At 33.3% G+C, this 21810-nt stretch carries 25 protein-coding genes; 9 read left to right on the top strand and 16 right to left on the bottom strand.

What is annotated here, in order from left to right; all coding sequences use genetic code 11:
- Window positions 1-33: 33 nt before the first annotated feature.
- From ACXKY9_RS08150 to exsE, 4 genes are read left to right on the top strand one after another with little or no spacing between them, the layout of a single operon-like run.
- Window positions 34-579 carry an RNA polymerase sigma factor gene (locus tag ACXKY9_RS08150; protein WP_306302920.1) on the top strand — a complete coding sequence of 182 codons (546 nt, stop codon included), beginning with the start codon at window positions 34-36 and terminating at the stop codon, window positions 577-579.
- On the top strand, window positions 576-1019 hold the full coding sequence (locus ACXKY9_RS08145; RefSeq protein WP_000972351.1) for a hypothetical protein: 444 nt from the start codon (window positions 576-578) through the stop codon (window positions 1017-1019). The genes ACXKY9_RS08150 and ACXKY9_RS08145 overlap by 4 nt, the downstream gene beginning before the upstream one ends.
- Window positions 1012-2082, top strand: coding sequence for a hypothetical protein (locus ACXKY9_RS08140; RefSeq protein WP_001039122.1), 1071 nt, complete (start codon window positions 1012-1014; stop codon window positions 2080-2082). Before ACXKY9_RS08145 ends, ACXKY9_RS08140 begins: the two co-directional genes overlap by 8 nt.
- The gene (gene exsE / locus ACXKY9_RS08135; RefSeq protein WP_001261427.1) at window positions 2079-3035 is read left to right on the top strand and encodes an exosporium protein ExsE; all 957 of its coding nucleotides are present in this window, start codon (window positions 2079-2081) and stop codon (window positions 3033-3035) included. The genes ACXKY9_RS08140 and exsE overlap by 4 nt, the downstream gene beginning before the upstream one ends.
- Window positions 3036-3065: 30 nt before the next feature.
- On the opposite strand, the gene ACXKY9_RS08130 is transcribed toward exsE, so the two are convergent.
- A complete protein-coding gene (locus ACXKY9_RS08130) occupies window positions 3066-4313 on the bottom strand; it encodes a DUF445 domain-containing protein (protein ID WP_000058297.1) in 1248 nt (415 codons plus the stop codon).
- A gap of 154 nt (window positions 4314-4467) precedes the next feature.
- Window positions 4468-5799 (bottom strand): D-serine ammonia-lyase, encoded by a 1332-nt coding sequence (gene dsdA, locus ACXKY9_RS08125; protein ID WP_000658534.1) that lies wholly within the window; start codon window positions 5797-5799, stop codon window positions 4468-4470.
- A 150-nt stretch (window positions 5800-5949) separates the two neighbouring features.
- Between dsdA and ACXKY9_RS08120 the strand changes: the two genes are divergently transcribed.
- The gene (locus tag ACXKY9_RS08120; RefSeq protein WP_000427637.1) at window positions 5950-6495 is read left to right on the top strand and encodes a helix-turn-helix domain-containing protein; all 546 of its coding nucleotides are present in this window, start codon (window positions 5950-5952) and stop codon (window positions 6493-6495) included.
- 53 nt (window positions 6496-6548) lie between these two features.
- Here the strand turns inward: ACXKY9_RS08120 and ACXKY9_RS08115 are convergent, their stop codons facing one another.
- The 6 genes from ACXKY9_RS08115 to ACXKY9_RS08090 all read right to left on the bottom strand — a co-directional run bounded on the left by ACXKY9_RS08115 (window position 6549) and on the right by ACXKY9_RS08090 (window position 9745).
- Window positions 6549-7229 carry a prolipoprotein diacylglyceryl transferase family protein gene (locus tag ACXKY9_RS08115; RefSeq protein WP_021728690.1) on the bottom strand — a complete coding sequence of 227 codons (681 nt, stop codon included), beginning with the start codon at window positions 7227-7229 and terminating at the stop codon, window positions 6549-6551.
- Between the two features lie 17 nt (window positions 7230-7246).
- Complete coding sequence (locus ACXKY9_RS08110) at window positions 7247-7801, bottom strand: TlpA family protein disulfide reductase (protein ID WP_000733174.1); 555 nt, start codon at window positions 7799-7801, stop codon at window positions 7247-7249.
- 18 nt (window positions 7802-7819) lie between these two features.
- Window positions 7820-7972, bottom strand: coding sequence for a hypothetical protein (locus ACXKY9_RS08105; protein ID WP_002004832.1), 153 nt, complete (start codon window positions 7970-7972; stop codon window positions 7820-7822).
- Between the two features lie 36 nt (window positions 7973-8008).
- Complete coding sequence (locus ACXKY9_RS08100; RefSeq protein WP_000871929.1) at window positions 8009-8821, bottom strand: M56 family metallopeptidase; 813 nt, start codon at window positions 8819-8821, stop codon at window positions 8009-8011.
- A gap of 1 nt (window position 8822) precedes the next feature.
- Window positions 8823-9239 carry a BlaI/MecI/CopY family transcriptional regulator gene (locus tag ACXKY9_RS08095; protein WP_000495075.1) on the bottom strand — a complete coding sequence of 139 codons (417 nt, stop codon included), beginning with the start codon at window positions 9237-9239 and terminating at the stop codon, window positions 8823-8825.
- Between the two features lie 110 nt (window positions 9240-9349).
- Window positions 9350-9745 (bottom strand): DUF3942 family protein, encoded by a 396-nt coding sequence (locus tag ACXKY9_RS08090; protein ID WP_000347526.1) that lies wholly within the window; start codon window positions 9743-9745, stop codon window positions 9350-9352.
- A gap of 392 nt (window positions 9746-10137) precedes the next feature.
- On the opposite strand from ACXKY9_RS08090, the gene ACXKY9_RS08085 reads away from it, so the two are divergent.
- Window positions 10138-10836 carry a peptidase E gene (locus tag ACXKY9_RS08085; protein WP_000762121.1) on the top strand — a complete coding sequence of 233 codons (699 nt, stop codon included), beginning with the start codon at window positions 10138-10140 and terminating at the stop codon, window positions 10834-10836.
- 56 nt (window positions 10837-10892) lie between these two features.
- Here ACXKY9_RS08085 and ACXKY9_RS08080 read toward each other — a convergent pair whose 3' ends face one another.
- The 3 genes from ACXKY9_RS08080 to ACXKY9_RS08070 all read right to left on the bottom strand — a co-directional run bounded on the left by ACXKY9_RS08080 (window position 10893) and on the right by ACXKY9_RS08070 (window position 13692).
- Window positions 10893-12302, bottom strand: coding sequence for an MATE family efflux transporter (locus ACXKY9_RS08080; protein ID WP_000804125.1), 1410 nt, complete (start codon window positions 12300-12302; stop codon window positions 10893-10895).
- A 97-nt stretch (window positions 12303-12399) separates the two neighbouring features.
- Window positions 12400-13164: a DUF2087 domain-containing protein gene (locus ACXKY9_RS08075; RefSeq protein ID WP_001280282.1), complete on the bottom strand. Its 765-nt coding sequence runs from the start codon at window positions 13162-13164 to the stop codon at window positions 12400-12402.
- A 366-nt stretch (window positions 13165-13530) separates the two neighbouring features.
- Window positions 13531-13692, bottom strand: a complete 162-nt coding sequence (locus ACXKY9_RS08070; RefSeq protein WP_000221430.1) for a hypothetical protein — start codon at window positions 13690-13692, stop codon at window positions 13531-13533.
- A gap of 163 nt (window positions 13693-13855) precedes the next feature.
- Between ACXKY9_RS08070 and ACXKY9_RS08065 the strand changes: the two genes are divergently transcribed.
- Complete coding sequence (locus tag ACXKY9_RS08065; RefSeq protein ID WP_000669070.1) at window positions 13856-14278, top strand: PH domain-containing protein; 423 nt, start codon at window positions 13856-13858, stop codon at window positions 14276-14278.
- 95 nt (window positions 14279-14373) lie between these two features.
- Here the strand turns inward: ACXKY9_RS08065 and fumC are convergent, their stop codons facing one another.
- Window positions 14374-15762, bottom strand: a complete 1389-nt coding sequence (fumC, locus tag ACXKY9_RS08060; RefSeq protein WP_000456608.1) for a class II fumarate hydratase — start codon at window positions 15760-15762, stop codon at window positions 14374-14376.
- Between the two features lie 191 nt (window positions 15763-15953).
- On the opposite strand from fumC, the gene ACXKY9_RS08055 reads away from it, so the two are divergent.
- Entirely contained in the window at window positions 15954-16664 is a 711-nt protein-coding gene (locus tag ACXKY9_RS08055) for an SDR family NAD(P)-dependent oxidoreductase (RefSeq protein ID WP_000759549.1), read from the top strand.
- A gap of 16 nt (window positions 16665-16680) precedes the next feature.
- Entirely contained in the window at window positions 16681-17061 is a 381-nt protein-coding gene (locus ACXKY9_RS08050; protein WP_000291861.1) for a MerR family transcriptional regulator, read from the top strand.
- Between the two features lie 40 nt (window positions 17062-17101).
- Here ACXKY9_RS08050 and nhaC read toward each other — a convergent pair whose 3' ends face one another.
- From nhaC to ACXKY9_RS08030, 4 genes are all read right to left on the bottom strand, one after another.
- Window positions 17102-18505: a Na+/H+ antiporter NhaC gene (nhaC, locus tag ACXKY9_RS08045; RefSeq protein ID WP_000843992.1), complete on the bottom strand. Its 1404-nt coding sequence runs from the start codon at window positions 18503-18505 to the stop codon at window positions 17102-17104.
- Between the two features lie 463 nt (window positions 18506-18968).
- Window positions 18969-19628: a class I SAM-dependent methyltransferase gene (locus ACXKY9_RS08040; RefSeq protein WP_001104673.1), complete on the bottom strand. Its 660-nt coding sequence runs from the start codon at window positions 19626-19628 to the stop codon at window positions 18969-18971.
- A 112-nt stretch (window positions 19629-19740) separates the two neighbouring features.
- The gene (locus ACXKY9_RS08035) at window positions 19741-20625 is read right to left on the bottom strand and encodes a TIGR03943 family putative permease subunit (protein ID WP_000409936.1); all 885 of its coding nucleotides are present in this window, start codon (window positions 20623-20625) and stop codon (window positions 19741-19743) included.
- A gap of 24 nt (window positions 20626-20649) precedes the next feature.
- A complete protein-coding gene (locus tag ACXKY9_RS08030; RefSeq protein WP_003283905.1) occupies window positions 20650-21642 on the bottom strand; it encodes a permease in 993 nt (330 codons plus the stop codon).
- Window positions 21643-21810 lie beyond the last annotated feature (168 nt).

The raw sequence follows: 21810 nt of genomic DNA, 5'->3' as shown, positions 1-21810 counted from the left end.
TAATAGAATGCGTCAAAAAGGAGGGAGAGACCGATTGAGGAAAAACAATTAATTGAAAAAGCACAGCAAGGAAGCGAGCATGCTTTTCGTATCCTTGTACAAACATATCGTCATTATATTTTTCAAGTTATCTTTTCTATTTTAAGACATGAAGAAGATTCGAAAGATGTTACACAAGAAGTATTCGTAAAAATTCACACCTCTCTCCCAAATTATCAATTTCGCGGATTAAAAACGTGGATGGCACGTATTGCCACCAATCACGCTATTGATTATAAGAGAAAGAAAGCTAGAGAAAGTGAAGAACTCTCCTTATGTAAAGAAGCTGAAGAAAATATACAGTCCTCTCATAATATTGAGGCTTTATTATTGACGAAAGAGCAAAAATTACTCATTGCTCAAAAACTGCGAGAACTTCCCGAAAATTACCGTGACGTTGTTCTCGCACATTACTTAGAAGAAAAGAGCTATCAAGAAATTGCTTTACAGGAAAACATCGAAGTAAAAACAGTCGAAATGAAACTGTATCGAGCACGAAAATGGATTAAAAAACATTGGAAGGAGGAAGAGTTTCTATGATGCATTATTCAAAAGAAGATTGGCGCAATTATACATTAGATTTTATAGAAAGTAATGAACGTGAATCTATGGAAGAACATCTTTATGAATGTGATCATTGTTTAGCACTTTATATGGAAAGTATTGATGAACAACATGAAAACCTTCCAATGATAAATGATGATTCATTTACGAACGAAGTTATGACGCAAATTAATTTTGAAACACTACAGTCTAATGAAAATATAAAAACAACCTCACTAAAGCGCACGATCATTCATTACATAATTGCGACTGCGGCTACAATTATTTTTATGGTAAGTGGTTTATTTCAGTATATTTTTACAGCGACATCAAATTTAGAGAAATCTTCAAAACATAACGAGTCTTCTATTTCACAACAAATTGTAAACAAATCGGTAGACACATCGAAAAAGGACGGAGGTTCAAAGCATGAATAAAAATCCCTTTTTAGCACTTGTATTAGGGCTAATTCCTGGGCTTGGACATTTATACTTAAAAAAGCTAGGACGGTTTATTTTATATAGCGGGGGATCACTATTTCTATTCTCCTTTGCAGTATTTTGTACCATAGTAGTAAGAGAACGTGATATTGCTTTTCTTTCTCTATTTTTACTAGCTGTTCTATGGGTAATTAACTTACTAGATTTAGTTATCACCATTATAAACCAAACGAAAAAGCAAGAAGCTGGAGAAGTGATAAATTCCTCTAAAGAGAGCGAACGATTTTATATCATTCTCTTATCCATCATCCCTGGACTTGGCCATTTCCAATTAGGACTTATGCAACGCGGACTTACATTTTTAGTAGCTTGCACAGGAATCGGAAGTATGATCATTTTCGTTGCACTTTTAACATCGCAAGAAAGTTTTCTTATCTTCCTTATTACGTTACCTGTTTTATGGATTTATAATTTCTTTGACGTTGTTCAGCAACTACAGAAAAAAGAACGTGGCGAGCAATTAATTGACCGTACTATTTTCGAAGATTTTGAAGAGCACCGCGAGCAGGGAAAGAAAAGTAAAACATTTGCTTCTATTTTAGCGATGTTCCCTGGAGCAGGTCATATGTATTTAGGCTTACAACGCCGTGGTCTTCAGCTTATGGCGGCCTTCTTACTATCTATTTATTTACTCGACTTATTAAGACTTTCTGCGTTTTTATTTTTAGTACCAATCATTTGGTTCTATAGCTTTTTTGATGCGTTACAGCAAACAGCAAAATACGGAAAAGAACGAGTTCAAGACGAACCCATTATCGATTATTTTATCAATCATCAAAGATGGATCGGTATCGGGTTAATTACACTCGGTGGTTATTATTTATTAGATCAAACAGTCCTTCCTATTTTGAATGATTACTTTGCAACTATATTTAACATTCATCTTAGCGAGCTATATTATCGCTATTTCCAAACATCTATCGTTGCACTTCTCTTAATTGGCGGCGGCTTTAAATTGTTACTTGGAAATAAAGAAAACAAAGGTGGTACAAAAGAATGAGAACATGGCGTGTTGGAACATTCTCAATGGGGCTTTCTATTATATCGTTAGGATGCTTTTTACTTTTTTCAGTCGTAAAAGGAATTCAAGTATTAGATACACTAACTGCATGGTGGCCAGTTTTACTCATCATACTTGGAGCTGAAGTTTTACTATACCTTCTATTCTCTAAAAAAGAGCAATCTTTTATTAAATATGATATTTTTAGTATTTTCTTTATCGGCGTTTTAGGAAGTGTCGGAATTGCTTTTTACTGTTTATTATCAACTGGATTACTAGAAGAAGTTCGTCATTCTATTAACACAACGAGGCAAACGAGTAATATTCCAGACGGACAATTTGATATACCTGAATCTATCAAAAAAATCGTAGTAGATGCAGGACATCAGCCTCTAACGATAGAGGGAAATAATACAAATCAAATTCATCTTTTGGGAACTTATGAAATGACAACGAAAGCAAATGAAAAACTCAATTTAAAACGAGATGATTTCCTTTCAGTTCAAACGGCTGGAGAAACGATGTATATCACTTTAAAATCATTACCTGTTCAGCATACGTTATTTAATTCAGCACCACAGGTGAAACCAACGCTTGTTCTTCCGCAAAATAAAAATGTGGAAATCCGTGCTTCAAATAACGAACTATCTCTTTATCCAGGTCAATTGCAAAATAATTGGTTTGTACAGGAAAGCTCAAGAGTGTCTGTCCATCTTGCAAAAGAAAGTGATGTATCTTTAACAGCAGTAACGAATCAAAAAGAAACCCATGGAAGTACACCTTGGGAACAAGTAGAAGATTTAACGAAAAACGAAAATACTTCTTCAGAAGAACATCCAGAATTAAACAACCAAGAACATTGGTATAAAAATTCGATTAAAACTGGAAATGGGACGTACAAGTTAAATATTGAGAAAGCTTATAATTTGAATATGAGTGTTCTCGAAAAATAAAAAACCTTCCGCAATTGCGGAAGGTTTTTCTCATATAATCGCTTTAATTCCTTCTAACACTAATCCAATCATAAATCCGCAAACCGCCCCGTTCACTCGGATCCACTGTAAATCTTTACCGACATTATTTTCAATCATTTCGATTAACGTTTTATCATCTAACTTATCAAGATTTTCTTGTACAAGCTTACCGATTTTCGAATGGTTCTTTTCCACAAGTGTGACAACTTGCTTTTGTAACCACTTCTCTATTTTTTGAACAGTTTGTTCATCTTCTTTTATTTTATTCATTTGTTTTTGTAAAAATGGAATAACATATTTATCAGCAAATTCTTCATTATTTACAAAAGCAACTGCTCTTTGCTGTACTTGCTCTAGCATCTCTTTTATTTTGTCAGTAGCATTCCAATTCGCAATCCACTTTTCTTTCCAATTTTCTAATTCCTGTAATAAGGCTTCATTTTCTTTTACATTGATAATTTCTTGACGAATCTTCGCTAATATAAGTTGTCTTGTGCTATTATCAGCCTCTTGTAAGCTGTTAATATTACTAATGATAAACTTCTGCAAAATGCCGCCAATCTTATCTTCATCTACAATATTCATAAATGATTTCAAAGTAAACTGCAAGAATCCATCTACTTTTATATTTTCCATCGCCTTCATACCTAAGCTACCGAGCTGGTAACGAGCTTCATCTTGCGCTGTCCAATCTTTTACCTTCACTAATATGTAATCAAGTGTCTTTTCATCATATTCTTGCACTACTAATTGATCAACAAGCACTTGTAAAATGTTATTTGTATTAATTGTATGTAAATACGTCTTTAATTCTTTTTCAATAATAACCGCTAATTTTTCTGTATCGATTGAAACAATCGCCTTCTCAGCAATCGTTACAATGCCTTTTTTCACAGCATCAGACTGCATTTCTCTCTCTGCAATTTGTAGCACCATTTGTGCTAGCTGCATTTCTTTTACTTTATTCGTAATACTTTCTTTCGTTAGCCACTCATTTTCTAACGTATTGATGAGCCCTTTCGTTACTCGTTTACGGTTTTTAGGTAACAAAGCTGTATGCGGAATTGGAATTCCCATCGGGTGACGGAATAATGCTGTAACTGCGAACCAATCTGCAAGCCCGCCAACTAACCCAGCTTCAAATCCCCCTTGTATAATCTCTCCAGCTATCGTTCCTTGAAAAGGGATAGAAGCCGCAAAGCCTACACCCATAACCCCAAGCGAAATACCCGCTATATATTTAGTCTGTAATGACATCGTATACACATCCTCTTATTATGTAAAATAAAGCTTTTTTGTTGTATTTATTCAATATTAGTTATCCTTTATATATACTATAAAGAACTATTGTGAAAATAACAAAGATTTTTATGTACATGAAAAAATGAGGCTACAATTAGCCTCATTTTTCTTATACCGTTAACTCCAAACCTTTCCTATAATATTCATTCATTACATCTTTTGGAACCATACTTCCACCCGTTCCCCACACAATATGAGTACCTTTTTTCACCTTCTCTGTTAACTGTTGCTTTTGTAAATACTCATCTTCTTTACATACTTTCACTGGCCCTATCATACCTGCTAGTGCAGAAGGCTCTAAATAAATATTCTCCGTGTCAGCTAGTTCTTTTAACAATCTATATAACTCTTCATCGCTTACTGTGTAATTCCCACTCAAAAATGGTTCCATCGTTTTACCGACAAATCCAGACGGTCTTCCTACCGCTAGTCCGTCCGCGTCTGTTACATTATCAATCCCGATATCTTGAACAGCAATTTTATCATGAAGTCCTGTCATTAAACCGAGTAACATGCATGGAGAGTGCGTAGGCTCCGCAAAGAAGCAGTGCACGTTGTCTTTATACAATAACTTTAAACCAAATGCTACCCCGCCAGGTCCTCCTCCTACTCCGCACGGAAGATAAACAAATAAAGGATGATTTTCATCTACTACAACCTCTAACTCTTCTAATTGCTTTTGTAATCGCAATGCTGCTACTGCGTATCCTAAAAATAAATCATGGGAATTTTCATCATCTACAAAATAACAGCTAGGATCGGCATCTGCTTGCTGACGCCCCTCTTCTACTGCTTTACTATAATCAGCTTCATACTCAATAACGTTTACACCTTTACTTCTTAATAAATCTTTTTTCCATTGTTTCGCATCTGCTGACATATGAACCGTTACGTTAAAACCTAGTTTCGCACTCATAATCCCAATGCTTAGCCCTAAATTTCCTGTTGAACCGACCGCAATTGAATATTTGGCAAAAAACTCTCTACATGTATCACTATCTAAAATGGAATAATCATCTTCTTCTGTTAACATACCGTGCTGCAAAGCTAGTTGTTCAGCATGTTTCAACACTTCATAAATGCCGCCCCTAGCTTTAATTGATCCTGATATCGGAAGATGACTATCACATTTTAATAATAATTCTCCTAAAATAGGTTGCTTGTAATTTGTCTCTAAAGCTTCTTTCATAGAAGATATTTTCACTAAAGGTGATTCGATTATGCCATTCGTCCCTTTCGTTTCAGGAAAAACTTTCGCAATATATGGTGCAAAACGCTTTAATCTCTCTTCCGCATCTTTTACATTCTCTTCATTAAGTGGTGAATCTTTTATTGCCCTTTCATACTTTTCTATGTTTGGATTTATCCAAAATACTTCTTCTGTTGCAATAAGTTTATTCACTAATGGGTATTCTGCTTGTAATGCCCCTATTTCTTTCATTTTGTTTCCTCCTTATATCCTTGTAGCTCACCATATAATAAATTATAATTAAATTAATTTTAATATAGTTTAACACAAATCGTTAACTTTAGTTAATTTTAATTTAATTTATTTAAATATAATTTAATAACCCTTAAGGAGATTTTCATTATGGAAAATATAGATATTGGTAAAAAAATTGAAAAACAAAGAAAAGAAAAAGGTTTAACTAGTAAAGAACTAGCAAAGATGGCCGATATTACACCATCTATGTTAAGTCAAATTGAGCGTGGGTCCGCTAACCCTTCTATTCAAACATTAAAAGTGCTTGCTAAAGCTCTTGATGTGCCAACATTTAGCTTTTTACTTGAAGATACAAATACAGACGATTTAATTGTACGTTCCCATAAACGAAAGAAAATGATTATCGATAATTTATCATATGAAATGCTTTCACCTGATTTCACTGGAAATTTAGCAACAGCAATTATGACCGTCCCGCCTAATACAGCTTCATCAGAAAATGTGCTAGAACATAAAGGAGAAGAATTAGCATTTGTCTTAGATGGGAAAATCACATTATATTTAAACGAGGAAGAATACGTATTAGAAACTGGCGACAGTGTAAAGATACCTGCTTATTTAAAGCATAAATGGGTGAATCATTTTGAGAAAAATGCGATAGTCTTATTTTCTGTTACTCCGCCGATTTTTTAATATATGTAATAAAAAATAGCCATGTACGGGGAATATCCGTTAATGGCTATTTTTTATTTTTTCGGCACCAACAAAATCCCTAAACTAATAATACAAAAGCTCATTATTTGCTGTGCTGATAGACCAAACTGTACCGAATTTTGTTCACTAACAAGCGAAATAATGATTTGAGCAAACCCCTCAACAATTAGAAAAATACTTATATTCTTTCCATTTCCGATCCTTTCATTTTTCATCCATAACAAGCCCATTATACAAAGGTTGAGGATAATCTCATATACAAAAATAGGATGATACAAAAATTTAGATTCGTATATATTCATTCCCCATGGTAGTGTCGTTTGTACACCTACTTCATGATGTAATAGAAAATAAAAGATAATACTTACACACAGACCAAAAGGCAATGCATCAAGTAAAATACGAAGCGAAAATTGTTCCTTTTTACTTTTCCAAACAATGTATACACTAGCAATTACGCATCCTACTACAATATGTTGCATACTTCCTATAGCTAATAATGCTTGCAATGGCGATTTAAAAGCCCATACAGGATTTAAAATTGCTGGTGCAAACTTCCATACAAATACGATGATAATAAACGCATTTGTTACGGCATCCATCATTTTTTCATATGATGCATTTTGATGCCTCATCTTTCGTTTCATCAACATAAATCCAAATAGACTTCCAATTATAAGAGATACGGGTTGTAATCTCACGATCCACTCCATCATCACGAAATCCCCTTTTAGCTCTCAATCAATTTCTTAAATTTCTTTTCTAATTGATCTGGTGGTAATACACCTCGTACATGATCTACTATAATTCCATCCTTATTAACAAAAAATGTCGTCGGTAAAGAGAATACTTTATAATCTAGTCCAGCTACTCCGTCCATATCTAGTAGAACCGGAAACTCAAATCCATAGCGATTAGCAAATGCGCTTGCTTCTTGTACTGGGTCACTAACAGTTGCATTCACCGCAAAAATTTCAACATCCTTTTTATATTTATCATACATATGAACTAAGTCAGGTGCCTCCATTTCACACGGCCCACACCATGATGCCCAAAAATTAATAATATATGGTTTTCCCTTGGCATCATTTAACGACTGCAACTTTCCGTCTAATCCTTTTAATGTGATGCCAGGTGCTTTAAAACCTACTTGTGGTAATACTTCTTTCTCTTGTAACTCTGCTTGCTTTGCTTTTCTTTCCTTTTCTTCTTTCTTTGAATTATAAAAGTTAACCCCCGCCCAAGCGAGAGCACCTACTAGTATAATAGCAATTAGTTTCTTCACTTTTCTTCCTCCTCATTTTTAAAAACCTGTAAATCCACCGAATAGACGAATAAAGAATGCTGTAATTTTCGTCATTTGATTTGTATACAATAAAATACCTGTAATATATGATAAATAAGATATATATAGCGATAAAAAGTATAATGATATAAATGACAACACTCTATCCACACTACATAGAGTAGTGTTTACCCTAAAAAAAAGAGGCTATATGCACTCTCCGACAATAAGTACAATCGACACCCAGAATAACCCTACTGTTACATATACCGAGTTCGTATGTAACGGAATAGTAAGCTTAGCAACCTTTTCATTTAACACTTGCTCGATTCGTAAATTTATTGCTGTTTTTGCAAATGAAGCTGTAACACATCGATTTTCCATTGTCTTTATTTTAATTAATTTTAATAACGCGCTACCTAACTCAAATGAAGATTCCATTTTTTGCATCGCATATTTATCTGCTGCTAACTCTTGATACGTATGATATCGTTGTAACAATTCTTTTAATATCGGGATGTACATCATTCCTTCTGCTAATAACGTAAAACAAAATAATTTTAGCGGATCCCAATTATTTTGATGATATTCTTCATGGAAAATAATCGCATCAATCTCTTCATCTGAAAACGTCTGAAGCAAACCTTCCGACATGACAACTTTCGGACGGAATAATCCAATTGTAAACGCTGCAACTTCCGCAGTCGGCAGTATATATATTTGTTTCCCTTTTCTAATAAATGGGATAAGTACTTTTTGTACTTTTTTACTATAGAAAAATTGCCGCCAAATTCTTTTACACACAATCAATACAGTAATTAATAATAACCCCGCTATTATAATACGAACCATTGATAGTTCTTTCATATGTTTTTCTAACTGAAACAAGCAAAACTTTGAAAGGAAGAATGCCTTATTTTGAAAGAGAAATGGATATGTAACATAATACAATAACAAGCTGAAAAAGAGGGTACTAACAATGAGCGCTAACAATACGATTTTACGCATTTGCCATTTCATTTCATCGATCCTCTTTTTTTAACTGATTCAATTTGTCTTCTAATTTTTTTATTAAATTCGGATCAGCCTGCTCTAACTCATCTATCATATGTGTTATAACTAAATCTCCAAATTCCCCCACTAATTCCTGTGTCATTTTCTTCGTTTGATTGGATAAGAATTCTTCTTTCGTTTGTATAGCACGATATATGCCACTTCTTTTCACAGTCTGTTTTTCTAAGTGTAATTTCTCTACTAACCTGTTCATAACTGTCATAACAGTATTAAAATTCACAGGCGATTCTTCACTTAATTTCTGCTGGACTTCTTTAATAGTAATACCTTCAGTAGACCAAATAATCTCCATAATCTTCGCTTCAAGCGGTCCAAAGAAATGATTTAATCCTTGCTCATTTAACCTATAGTTTTGCGTAAACATCGTATGACTCCTTTCACACTACGAATTGTAGTACAAATTAAATGAGAGGTCAAACGCAAGTAATACAAACTAAAATTCACTACCTATAAATACGTACATCATTCTATTCATTATAAGCCTAACTTATCTCCAAATGTATCAAAGAGATACTGCTCTAATATTTGTACACTAAACTTTTCATTACGTCCAAGTGCAAATAATTCCCGATCTTTCGCTACGATAGTATCTAACGGAATAACTACATTATCCACTATTTTTGTAATTTCAATTATATTACTTTTTACATTTACTTCTGTTTTAAATTCAACGTTTTCTAACACTATATGTGAACGTCTTCCTGATGCAAAAAAAGTAAAATTAGGATTTTTAACAACGCCAATTTCAGTCTCTAACGCATATAAATAGTGAAAAATTACATCTCTATGTCCATCTTTTATTATTTTTTCATCCTTCTCATCGTCTAAGTATTCTTTCAGCTTCGTTGTAAATTCAAATCGAAAATCCACTTTTTTCACGCTCCTTCTTTGTATTTCATATTAAACAAATATATTGAAATAATTTTACCATATTGTAATACAACTTCCTATTAAAAGTAAAAACTGTTTTAGAAAATCGCTATTATTTCCGATACCCTTTTAAAATATAAGTATAAATTCAATATGAATGAATGCTTCATTACATCTATTTAAACATATTTTTTCCATTTTTTGAAACATTAGTATGAAATATTATATATCAATGAATGGTTTCTAATGTATTGGTATATATAGTCGGTAGTTTCTTTACTATTCCGATATACTTAAGCTACATTTTCTAATTATTGATTACATTACGGAAGGAATGTAACTCTCTTCTATCGAATTTTTATATAACAAAAATGATTAGGTGGTGCTTTACTATGAAATTAGCTGTCATTGGTGGCGGTGATTTACAAGATTCAAATCACTTGCCTATTAATGAACGCCTTATAGAATTAACAAATAAACAGTATCCAAAAGTATTGTTTATTCCAACGGCTAGTCATGATGATGAAAGCTATATAAAATTATTTTTAGACACGTTTGAAAAACAATTACATTGTGAAGTACAAATTTTACGCATTACAACAGATTCACCTTCTAAGTATGAAATAGAGGAGATGATTCATTCAGCCGATTTAATTTATCTAGGTGGCGGAAACTATATTCACATGCTTACGCAATGGAAAGAACATAGACTTGATGAAAAATTATTATTGGCTCTGCAACAAGGAACACTTATTGCTGGTTATAGCGCTGGTGCTATGTGTTGGTTCACGTCTAGTATCCGATCAGATTATGAAGGTTCTGGTTACATAGAGAGTAACGGATGGGGTATTGTTAATAAAAGATTTTGTCCACATTATAATCAATTAAACAGAATGAACGCCTTCCATTCCTTTTTACAAAATCATCAAGGGAATATAGAAGGAATTGCACTGGAGGATAATTGCGCTTTATATATTACAGAGGAATCCTTTGAGATTATCGGTGAACCGGAAAAAGCGTGGGAGTTTTATATGAGTGATAAAACACTCATTAGACAACATTTTGATATAACTTTAAAAAGCTATTTGTAAACCTGCACTTACGAAAAAATGTCCCTAAGTCTAATAACTTAGGGACATTTTTCTATTTAACTAACTAATCGTGTAATTCGTTTCTTTTGCCATGAAAGCTTATAATATGCATACTGCAATAGTAAGCTGACAATAAATGCTGCTGGATACCCGATCCAAATGCCTTCTATTCCAAGACTTGTATGGTAAGAAAGATAATATGCTACGGGTACTTCTACAAGCCAAATTGAAACAACTCCAATAACAGTTGGCCAAAGTACTGTACCGCTCGCTCGCATTGTCGCACTAATAATTTGTGCATGACCGAAAATTAAATAACTCCATAACGTAATCATAACTAAGCTATGAGCAATTTCAATTGTAGTTTGACTCGTTAAAAATAGTGATAAAATGTCTCTTGAGAATAAATAAATAAGAGATATTAACACACCACCGATGACGTAGTTCATAATAATTCCGGCCTTCACAACTTTCTGCAATCGATCAAATTGATTCGCCCCAATTGATTGTGCTGCAAAAATAGAAACTGTAATACCAAGGCTAACTGCTGGCATTTGTACATAACTTGCAACTTGATTCACAACGCCGTAAGCAGCTGTTGCATCCGAACCGTAACGATTTACAAATGCGATTACGGCAATCTCAGATAATGAAACTAATATCATATTTATACTTGCCGGTATACCGAGCCTTAGCAATAGCTTTAATAACTCCCCATCCATTCGAAGGTATTTTCTAACCGTGCCATCTAGTTGTAATGGGTGATTTTTCTTCTTTAAATACACAAGCAAGACAATAAACGTAATAACTGTAGATATAACAGATGCATAGGCTGCTCCATACACATCTAATTTCGGAGCTCCTAACCATCCAAAAATAAGAACTGGTAATAAAATCATATTTAGTGCTGTACTTACAATTAAAAAGTAAAATGGCGTTTTAGAATCTCCTGTACCTCTCATAAATGTTGTATATGCGAAATATAAAAATAATACTGGCATCGATATAAATAAAATCCGTGCATAATGTACACTTATTTCAATAATATTTTCTGGCGTTCCCATTAGGCGCATAATATCCATCGCAAAAATACTTCCTATTATCGCCAACACAACTCCAATAATAAAGGTAAATGTCAGCGTCGTACCAACGATAGCTTTTAAACGATCTTCGTTTTTAGCACCAAACGCCTGACCAATTAAAATAGAGCTCCCTGAACCGATACCAATTACAAATGAAACGAGCAAGAAAAATAATGGGAAGAATGCTGATATGGCCGCTAAATCATTAACTCCAAGCCATCTTCCTACTACTACCATACCAAATAATTGTCCAACTGATTGTAGTACATTACTTAATAATAACGGTACTAAAAACATCGACATCGATTTCCAAATTGGTTTACTCTCACTTTCCAACTTATGTGACTCCGCACCTTCTTTATTGTTATCTGCAGGTGGTTTCAAATTTCATTTCTCCTTTTCTTAAAAATCTATTTTCAATATCTATCTCTTTGTATAGTTGTTATAATACTGTGCTTCTATTCATTTTCTTTTCATATGATTATAACTTCACCCAATATTGACTTCCATCGGCTGTTCGATCTAAAAATCCATATTCGATTAAATATCTTCTTAACGTTACGAAATCAGGGTATACATTTTCTATCACTGTATTTACTTCTTTTTCAGTATACTTTTTATTACTATCAAACTTCTTCACTAAATGACGCAATATAATTAATTTACGCTTTTGTTTCTTCGGAAATTTAGAGAGAGGTCCATCTAACCCTTCTGTAAAATGAGCTTTTAATACTTCATCATTTTCTTCTTCCGTAATATTGTATCGATCATCCACCATCGTTGCTGTTCTATGAATTGGTACAAATTTGGTTTGTACTTTTGATTTTTCTTCTGATAATTCCATTAGCGCTAAAAATACTTTTGCTTGCTTCATTTTCTCTCGCAGTGTAAATCGATGATTACGAATTGTTGATGTACTTCCGCCATCCAACTCTTTTACAATTTCTTTATCATTCAGTCCCATATAGAAAAACTGAACCATTTTCTTTTGTAAATCCGTTAATCCAGTAAATTTCTTATCCATATTTAGCAAATAATCAAACATAGACGTATGCTCATTTTGAATATGCAATTGGACGAACTTCTCTGCTTCATACAAAACTTGATTATCTTGATAAATAACACCTTTAATAAATGTTTCACCACAAGCTAAGCAAATGTACCCCTCTTTTTCTTCATTAAACACATACCCTTTCTTTAATTCCTCTATTGACGCATCCCAAAACTTCTCTGAAATATCGCTCATACTAAACACTCCTTCAAAATGTTTGTTTAAAAACCAAACAAATCGCTATATCGTTTATTATTACTTCATCATCTTATCACAACACAAACAAACATTTCAACGTTTCGTTTGCCCATTTTATAAACTTTTATAAAAACATCTATCGAAAGGATTTAATACAACGAAAAGCGAATATGTTTATACAAATTCATTTTATAGGATGTAAAATAGAACATGAATATTCTTCAAGACCCTTGGTTTACCGTTAAGTAAATGGCACAGAACGCATATGCGATTAGTGAATATGGAACTGGTATTCACTCATTACAAAACTTCAGTATTCAATTTTAACTACAAAAAAGATGCTTTCGTATAAGAAAACATCCTTTACTTTTTATATATTCTATTTACAGTCTCTACTAAAACCTTACTTGCTTGTACAAATGTATGCTTTCGATTTCTATCGTCAACAAATTTATTAGCACAACTACTCATAATCATCATACAACTAATTATGACTAACGCTATCTTTCTATTCTTGTAAGTCACTTTATGCCACTCCACTATTACAAAACTTCTTTTGAATTTATCCCATCAAGAAATTTTACATGAATAATAAAACGTGTGAATATGCAATTCTGCATATTCACACGTTTTATCACAATGTTATGATTTAATTTAGTTAAAGAACAAGTATACCGAGGTGACTAACTTGAAATTTAAAGCGAAAAAAAATCCATTCCACGTCATTTTCATTACATTATTTATAATTATTTTTTTCGTTTCGTTATTCTTCCAAAATGAAAATTCTATTTTTTTCACTCTCATGATGCTGCTAAATATCGTGAATCTTTCTTCATTCTATTTCTCTCACTACAACGTAACGGAATCATCTCTTGTTGTAAAACACGGTTTCATTTTTCATACTGAAATTCCATTTGAAGATATTCGTCACGTTAAATACTCTGGTAAAAAACTTCATTCAAAAAAATGGACTAGACAACAATTAGAAATCCATTACAATTTATTTGACTCAGTGACCACTTTCATACCACTAGAAGAAGAAAAATTCATTTCACTCTTAAAAGAGAACTGCCCACAGATGAAAGTAATGAATACGCCTGCTAACAAATAATATATTTTGAAGCTTGTAGTATTGCAAGTAGATGAAACATAAAAATGAACATCAAAAAAGCCAAGATTCTATACTAAGAACCCTGGCTTTTTCTATTACTCTTTTGGAGCAATCATTTTCTTTGGATCTACAATTTCATCAAATTGCTCTTCTGTTAGTAGCCCAGATTGCAATGCTGCTTCTTTTAAAGTTAATCCTTCTTTATGAGCATGCTTCGCAATTTTCGCTGCATTTTCATATCCGATATGTGGGTTTAGCGCTGTTACAAGCATTAGTGAGCGATTCACATTTTCATTAATTACTTCTTCATCTGCTTCAATACCAACTGCACAATTGTCATTAAACGAAACAATTGCATCCGCTAATAAGTGAGCTGATTGTAAGAAGTTATAAGCAATAACAGGTTTAAATACATTTAACTCAAAGTTACCTTGGCTCGCAGCAAATCCGATTGTTGCATCATTCCCCATTACTTGCGCTACAACCATCGTTAACGCTTCACTTTGCGTTGGATTTACTTTACCTGGCATAATAGAGCTTCCCGGTTCATTTGCTGGAATAATAATTTCTCCAAGACCACTACGTGGACCACTTGCAAGCCAACGTACATCGTTAGCGATCTTCATTAGATCCGCAGCTAATGCTTTTAATGCACCGTGAGTATATACAACTTCATCATGGCTCGTTAATGCATGGAACTTATTTGGTGCAGAAACAAATTGTTTACCTGTAAATTGACTAATTTCCTCTGATACCATCTCACCAAATTTAGGATGAGCATTAATACCTGTTCCAACCGCAGTTCCACCAATTGCTAACTCTTTCATATATGTATTGCTCTCTGCAATCATACGCTCTGTTTTTTCAAGCATACGGTGCCATCCGCTAATTTCTTGCCCTAAAGTTAACGGCGTTGCATCTTGTAAATGTGTACGACCAATTTTTATAATATGTTCAAATGCAGTTACTTTTTCTGCTAAAGTTTCTTTTAATTTCGTAATTGCTGGTAATACGTGATTTTCTACTGCGATTACACAAGCTACATGAAGCGCCGTTGGAAATGTATCATTTGAACTTTGTGACATGTTCACATCATCATTCGGATGAATATGTACGTCAGATCCCTTCTCTTTCAAAATTTGATTCCCACGATTTGCAATTACTTCATTCACATTCATGTTTGACTGTGTACCACTACCTGTTTGCCATACGACAAGCGGAAAATGTTCATTCCATTTCCCTGCAATCACTTCATCCGCAGCTTCTACAATTGCTTCTGCTTTTTCTTCTGATAGCTTTCCTAATTTTTGATTGCTAAGCGCTGCACTCTTCTTTAAAATTGCAAATGCTTTTACAATTTCAAGCGGCATTTGCTCTGTTCCAATTGGAAAGTTTTCTTTACTACGTTGTGTTTGTGCTGCCCATAATTTATCAGCTGGAACTTTTATTTCTCCTAATGTATCTCTTTCAATTCTGTACTCCATGTTTTCATCCCCTTGAAAATATAATACCTACATCTCTTATAATAACAGACTTTCTCTTAAATGATAAGAATTCTCACTCTTATATATAGATATTCTATATTTATTTAAAAAAATTCCTCTTGACCTAAACTTAAGTTTAGGCTGTATCCTTTCCATTGTAACCTACTATAACATTACTGGAGGAATTCAATATGAAAAAATATGCTTTTATAACAGGTGCGAATAAAGGAATTGGATATGAACTTGTTCGTCAATTAGCAGAAAAAGATTATCACGTATTTTTAGGTGCTCGTAATGAACAACTTGGACAACAAGCCGTAGAATCTTTAAATGTTTCAAACGTTTCCTATATTCAAGTAGATATTTCAAATTCACAATCCATTCAAGAAGCAACAAAGAAAATTTACGAAACGACTGATCACTTACATTTATTAATTAATAATGCAGGCATAGCGCTAGACTTCAATATGCTACCTAGTGAATTAAATATTGAAACTTTACGCCAAGGATTTGAAGTTAATTTTTTTGGAACTTTCCAAATGATGCAAGCCTTTTTGCCATTATTAAAGAATTCAAGCAACAGTAAAATAATAAATGTAACAACTGACATGGCCTCACTAACAATGTTTGCTAATGGTGAAACACATCCAATTAATACACTAGGATATAATTCTTCAAAAACAGCTATTAATGCTTTAACATTAGCTTTTAGTAAAGAATTTGCCACTAACGGTCCAGAAGTATTTGGGGTAACTCCTGGTTTTACAACTACGGATCTTAATGGAAATTCCCCCGGTGGCCATACAACCACTGAAAGTGCTAAAATTATTATTAAATATGCATTAAGTGAAACAAACTATAATGGTAAAATACTTAACAAAGATGGCATTATACCTTGGTAATAAAAGGATGAATGATATGTATTATACAATTGGGCAAGTCGCCAAAATGCAACACTTAACTATTTCTCAAATACGTTATTACGATAAACAAGGACTGTTTCCTTTTCTGCAAAGAAACGAAAAAGGAGATCGAGTTTTTGATGAAGAAGCACTGAAATATTTAGAGATGATTTTGTGTTTAAAAAACACTGGTATGCCAATTCAAAAAATAAAACAATTTATCGACTGGTCTATGGAAGGAGAATCTACCATCCTTCAAAGGTTAGAATTAATGAAACAACAGGAGACCAATGTCTTACAGCTCATTCAAGACACTGAAAAAAACTTAAAAAAGATACAACAAAAAATTGCTAAATATGAGAATGAAATAACTTCAGCAAATGCTATTAAAAAATAAAAAAATCACCTTCTACATATTGTAGAAGGTGATTTTTATTTTATGATGCTTGCTTTCCTTTATCTGCATCATCTACATACCAGATGAATTTGCCTGTATATCCGTAAATAACTGCTAAAATTAACGATACGAAGCTTAACCACATAAACGGAACGTATGAGAACGTTGCTACACCTAAAATACCAGCCATAAAAATACCATTATCAGACCATGGAACCATACCTGAAGTTAACGTTCCACCTACTTCTGAGTTACGCGCTAATACACGACGGTCTATTTTTAATTTATCATAGCTATCTTCCATAATTTTTGGTGTTAAAATTAGTGATACATACATCGCACAACCAAATATATTAGCTAAGAATGCCACGATTAATGTAGACAATGTTACATTACCTGCAGAATTTAATTTCTTCTCAAATTTTGATACGATTACTTTTAAAACACCTAGTTTTTCAAGTAATCCACCAAATCCTAAACCGAAAATAATAACGGCTACTGAGCCAAGCATGCCGTTAATTCCACCACGGTTTAATAACTTGTCAACAAACTCAACACCAGATTGAATTGAGAATCCGTTATAAGCTGTTCCAATCGCCTCTCCAAAGTTCATCCCTTGGAAAAGGGTTGCCCAAATTGCACCAATTAAAGCTCCCATTGCAATTGTTGGCATAGACGGTTTCTTCATCGCTAATAGAACGATAACAATGACCGCCGGAACAAGCATCCATATTTTAATATCAAATTGCTTTAATAAAGCTTCTTTTAAAAATTCTACTCGATTCAAATCTACATTATCGCCGCCATACATCCAACCAGCTACAGTAAACATAATACTAGTAATAATATAAGCTGGAACATCTAATACGAGCATAGCTCGAACGTGAGCAATAACATCTACTTTCGCCATAGAAGCTGCAAGAACTGTGCTATCAGAAAGTGGTGATAATTTGTCGCCGAAATAAGCTCCTGAAAGAACTGCACCAGCAACAAGCGGAAGTGGTAAACCAAGTCCTTCACCAATCGCCATCATAGCAATACCTGCTGTTCCCACTGTTCCCCAAGACGTTCCTGTTGCGATAGAAGTTATAGAACAAATAATTAATGTTGCTAATAGGAATATGCTAGGGTGAATAAATTCTAATCCATAATAGATTAATGTTGGTACTACCCCACCAGCAATCCATGTTCCAATTAAAGCACCTACTGCAACTAAAATCAGTATCGCTTCTAATCCGTTAGAAATCCCTTTCGTAATTGCATCTTGCAATTCTTGATAACGAAATCCTAATCTTAATCCAAGCGCAATTACTAAAAACCATGAAATAAATAGCGCTAATTGAATTGGGAGATCAAAAATCGTTTGGAAGGAAAAGACAACAGCAAGAAATAGTAATAAAAGAACTATGATTTCTAGCATCGATGGTAATCTTACACTTTTCATTTTTTTCTCTCCTTACAAGTCGATAACATGACGTATGTCGTCTTACATGTATGTAATATACAATTAGCGAAGACAAAACAAAATTTTCATATTATTTCGATTTATTTTTCCAGTATAATATATTCACAACCCTTTCTATTGTAAAAGTAGATTACGTTTTTCGCAATGAAAAATATAAAAAATGTTGTATTTTTATTTATCCCGATATTTTCGGCCAATAAGACCCCCGTCTCAAAATTCAGTAAGTGCAAAGCACTTAGGTAAGAAATTAAATACTGTAAAATTCCAAATTGATATGAACGTATTAAAGCTTCACTTTATTTACAAAGAAAAATCCCATACTAACTTTTTTAATATTTGCTGCAATAAAACTTTTTACAACTATCTTCGCTTTTTAATTCACACCATTATTTTCTACATAAAAAATAGGGCACACATCATAAAAATGATGTATGCCCTATCTTTATTTATACATATTTTGTATTTCTTCTTTATTTTTAAGTATTTCCTCAAACTTATCACTACAACCCTTCGGAAATAACACTCCCAGTCCATATGAATGCGCAAATTGAAAATGAGGGTACTTCGCTTTTACCTCATCCCAAAACTTATATACGCCGAAATCACTACTTCTAACTTCAATATCATGAAATAATACAATACCGTTTTTCGCGACTTTCGGTAGCCATGTATTATAATCGTGAGAAACAGCTTCATACGTATGATAGCCATCAATATGCAAAAGATTTATCGTTTCATCTTGAAACCGGTCTACAGCATCATCAAAAGTAGATCGAATTAAATTTCCTATATTAAGGTAGTTATCGCTCACTACTTTTTCTACTATTTGAAAAACCCCTTCTCCATATGGACCTGTATGCCCATCTCCAGCCCAAGTATCTACTGCAAAGCATTTAGTCGATAACCCTCCATCTTTTACTCCCTGACAAAAACTAAAAAAGGAAGCTCCTAAATGTGTACCTAACTCAACTAAAGTTTCTGGTTTTTCAAATCGTACTAAGTCATATGCAAAATCTAAATGTCCACTCCACGCAGATTGTGACCGAATAATAGGACTAAATGTTTCAAATTCAAATGATGGTTTATGAGTAACCCAGTTCATCGCATAACTCCTTCTGCACATATTTTTAACAAACCAAATTACTCTTATCTTTATTTTTTTATCGCCTTGATTATGATTCTATTTCATGAAAATATGAAGAATTTATTCTTTTCTATTGAGGTAAAGCATCATATACATATGGGTCAGTTGGCTTATTAATTTTTTCGATTTTGTTTACTTTTACAAGTGGAAAGACTGTTCCTTTATATGTCGTTTCATCTAATAATCCTGTTATTTTTACCCATGTTTCTTCTGGAATTTTTTCAATATTTTTCCCGGTAACAATCATCCCCCAGACTGATGCATCCGCAATACAACAAGTTATGCCATATCGAGCCACTACTGCTTTATTCCCCGTCACATCTTTATCCTTATATATAAACCCTAAGAATGTAATTTCTTTCCCTTTAAACCAATTAACATTTTGACCAATTACATTCATTGTTTGAACATAATCCTTATCCTTTACTTGTAGTTTACGCTGTCCTAACATACTTTTTACTACTTGCTCTTCCGTTTTATAAGTCGTTGCTAAATTTGATGTTTCTTCTGAATCAACTGATACTTCTCGCTCATCAAACTTAACCTGTTTCCCCTCTTTTTCGTTTCTTTCCAGACTTCTCGCCTGTACACTTTGATTCATACCCCTTTTTCCTCCTAAACTTCCATCAATTGTTACACTTCCAAAGAGAAAAGCACTAACTATCGGAACAACAAATAAAACATATACAAAGAAACTTTTTATCCCTGATTTTGATGTTGTATGATGTTTACAACAATTGCAATCATGCTGTTTTTCTCTTCCATCTCCCCAAACTTGTACAATACCAAAAATTAAAATTACTACAAAAGCTATATACGTAAATTTGATCATTTTTGGAGCGATAAAATTATAAATATTCCCTGTTACAAGTAGTTTAAATAAGAGCATTGCTAAACCAATTAAAATAATGCCACGAATATAGCGATGATATGCCTTCTGCTCCTCTTTCTCCATTCTTTCTCCATTCTTTCTCACCTCCTATAACATTATGATTTGCACGATGGTATACACAGATACAATGACAATTCCCATCAAAAAGAATACAAATCTCTTTTGAAAATACGCAAATAGCATTAACGTATTTTTCATATCAAGCATAGGCCCAAACACAAGAAATGCGAGAAGTGCCTTTATCGAGAAAACATGTCCAAAAGACGCAGCTATAAAAGCATCGGCTGCAGAGCAAATTGATAAAACATAACCAAACCCCATCATAATAATGGGAGCAATTACTTCGTTATGTGCTACTGCATCCAGTACATTCCGATCAAAAAACGTTTGAAATACACTTGCTAAAAAAGCACCAATCAATAAATACTTACCAGTATCAAAAAACTCATCTACAGTGTGATTCATAACATCTTTCCAACTCTTTTTTTTGCTTATTTGAACTGAAACCTCTACGTCTTTTAAAACATTTCTTTCGCGATAGCAATAATACACAATTAGACCTATGAATAGAGCAACTAGAATTGTTATCCCAAAGCGTGCATATACAACGTAATCATTTTTTGGAAACGCATATACAGTAGATAAAAGAACAACTGGATTCATAATGGGTGCACTCAATAAAATAACAATGCCTACATGAAGTGGTAGCCCCTTTTGAATGAGCCTTCTTACAATTGGTATAATGACACATTCACACATTGGAAAAAGAACTCCCACAAATACTGCTGGAATCATTGCAACAATTGGAGATTTCGGCATTACTTTTTGAATCATATCTTCCGTCACAAACACTTGAATACATGAAGAAACAATTACCCCTAATAAAATAAAAGGTATTGCTTCAAAAATGATACTTAAAAATACCGTATTCACATTCAGCCATTCCTGCGGTATATTTGTGTGCAAATTTACTAGACTTGTAAAATCTACAAAAAATAATAAAAAGAGAAACATAGCGATAAGAGCTATGCCTACTAATTCTTTTGAAACTCTATTAAAGACCAAGCTTCTCGCCTCCATTTTATTTACATGTAAACATGTGCTTGTCCAAATGCTTCATACTACAGCACAAATTTTATAGTCTATTTCTATTCTTAAATCGTAATCATTATGATTTATTATTGATTTTTCTTTTCTTATCGTTTAATATAAAACGTAATCATTACGATTTAAAGGAGAGATCATTTC

Source organism: Bacillus sp. 2175 (genome assembly GCF_057812155.1).
Note: the sequence above shows the minus strand (reverse complement) of the source record. Positions and strands in the feature narration are given on the sequence as shown.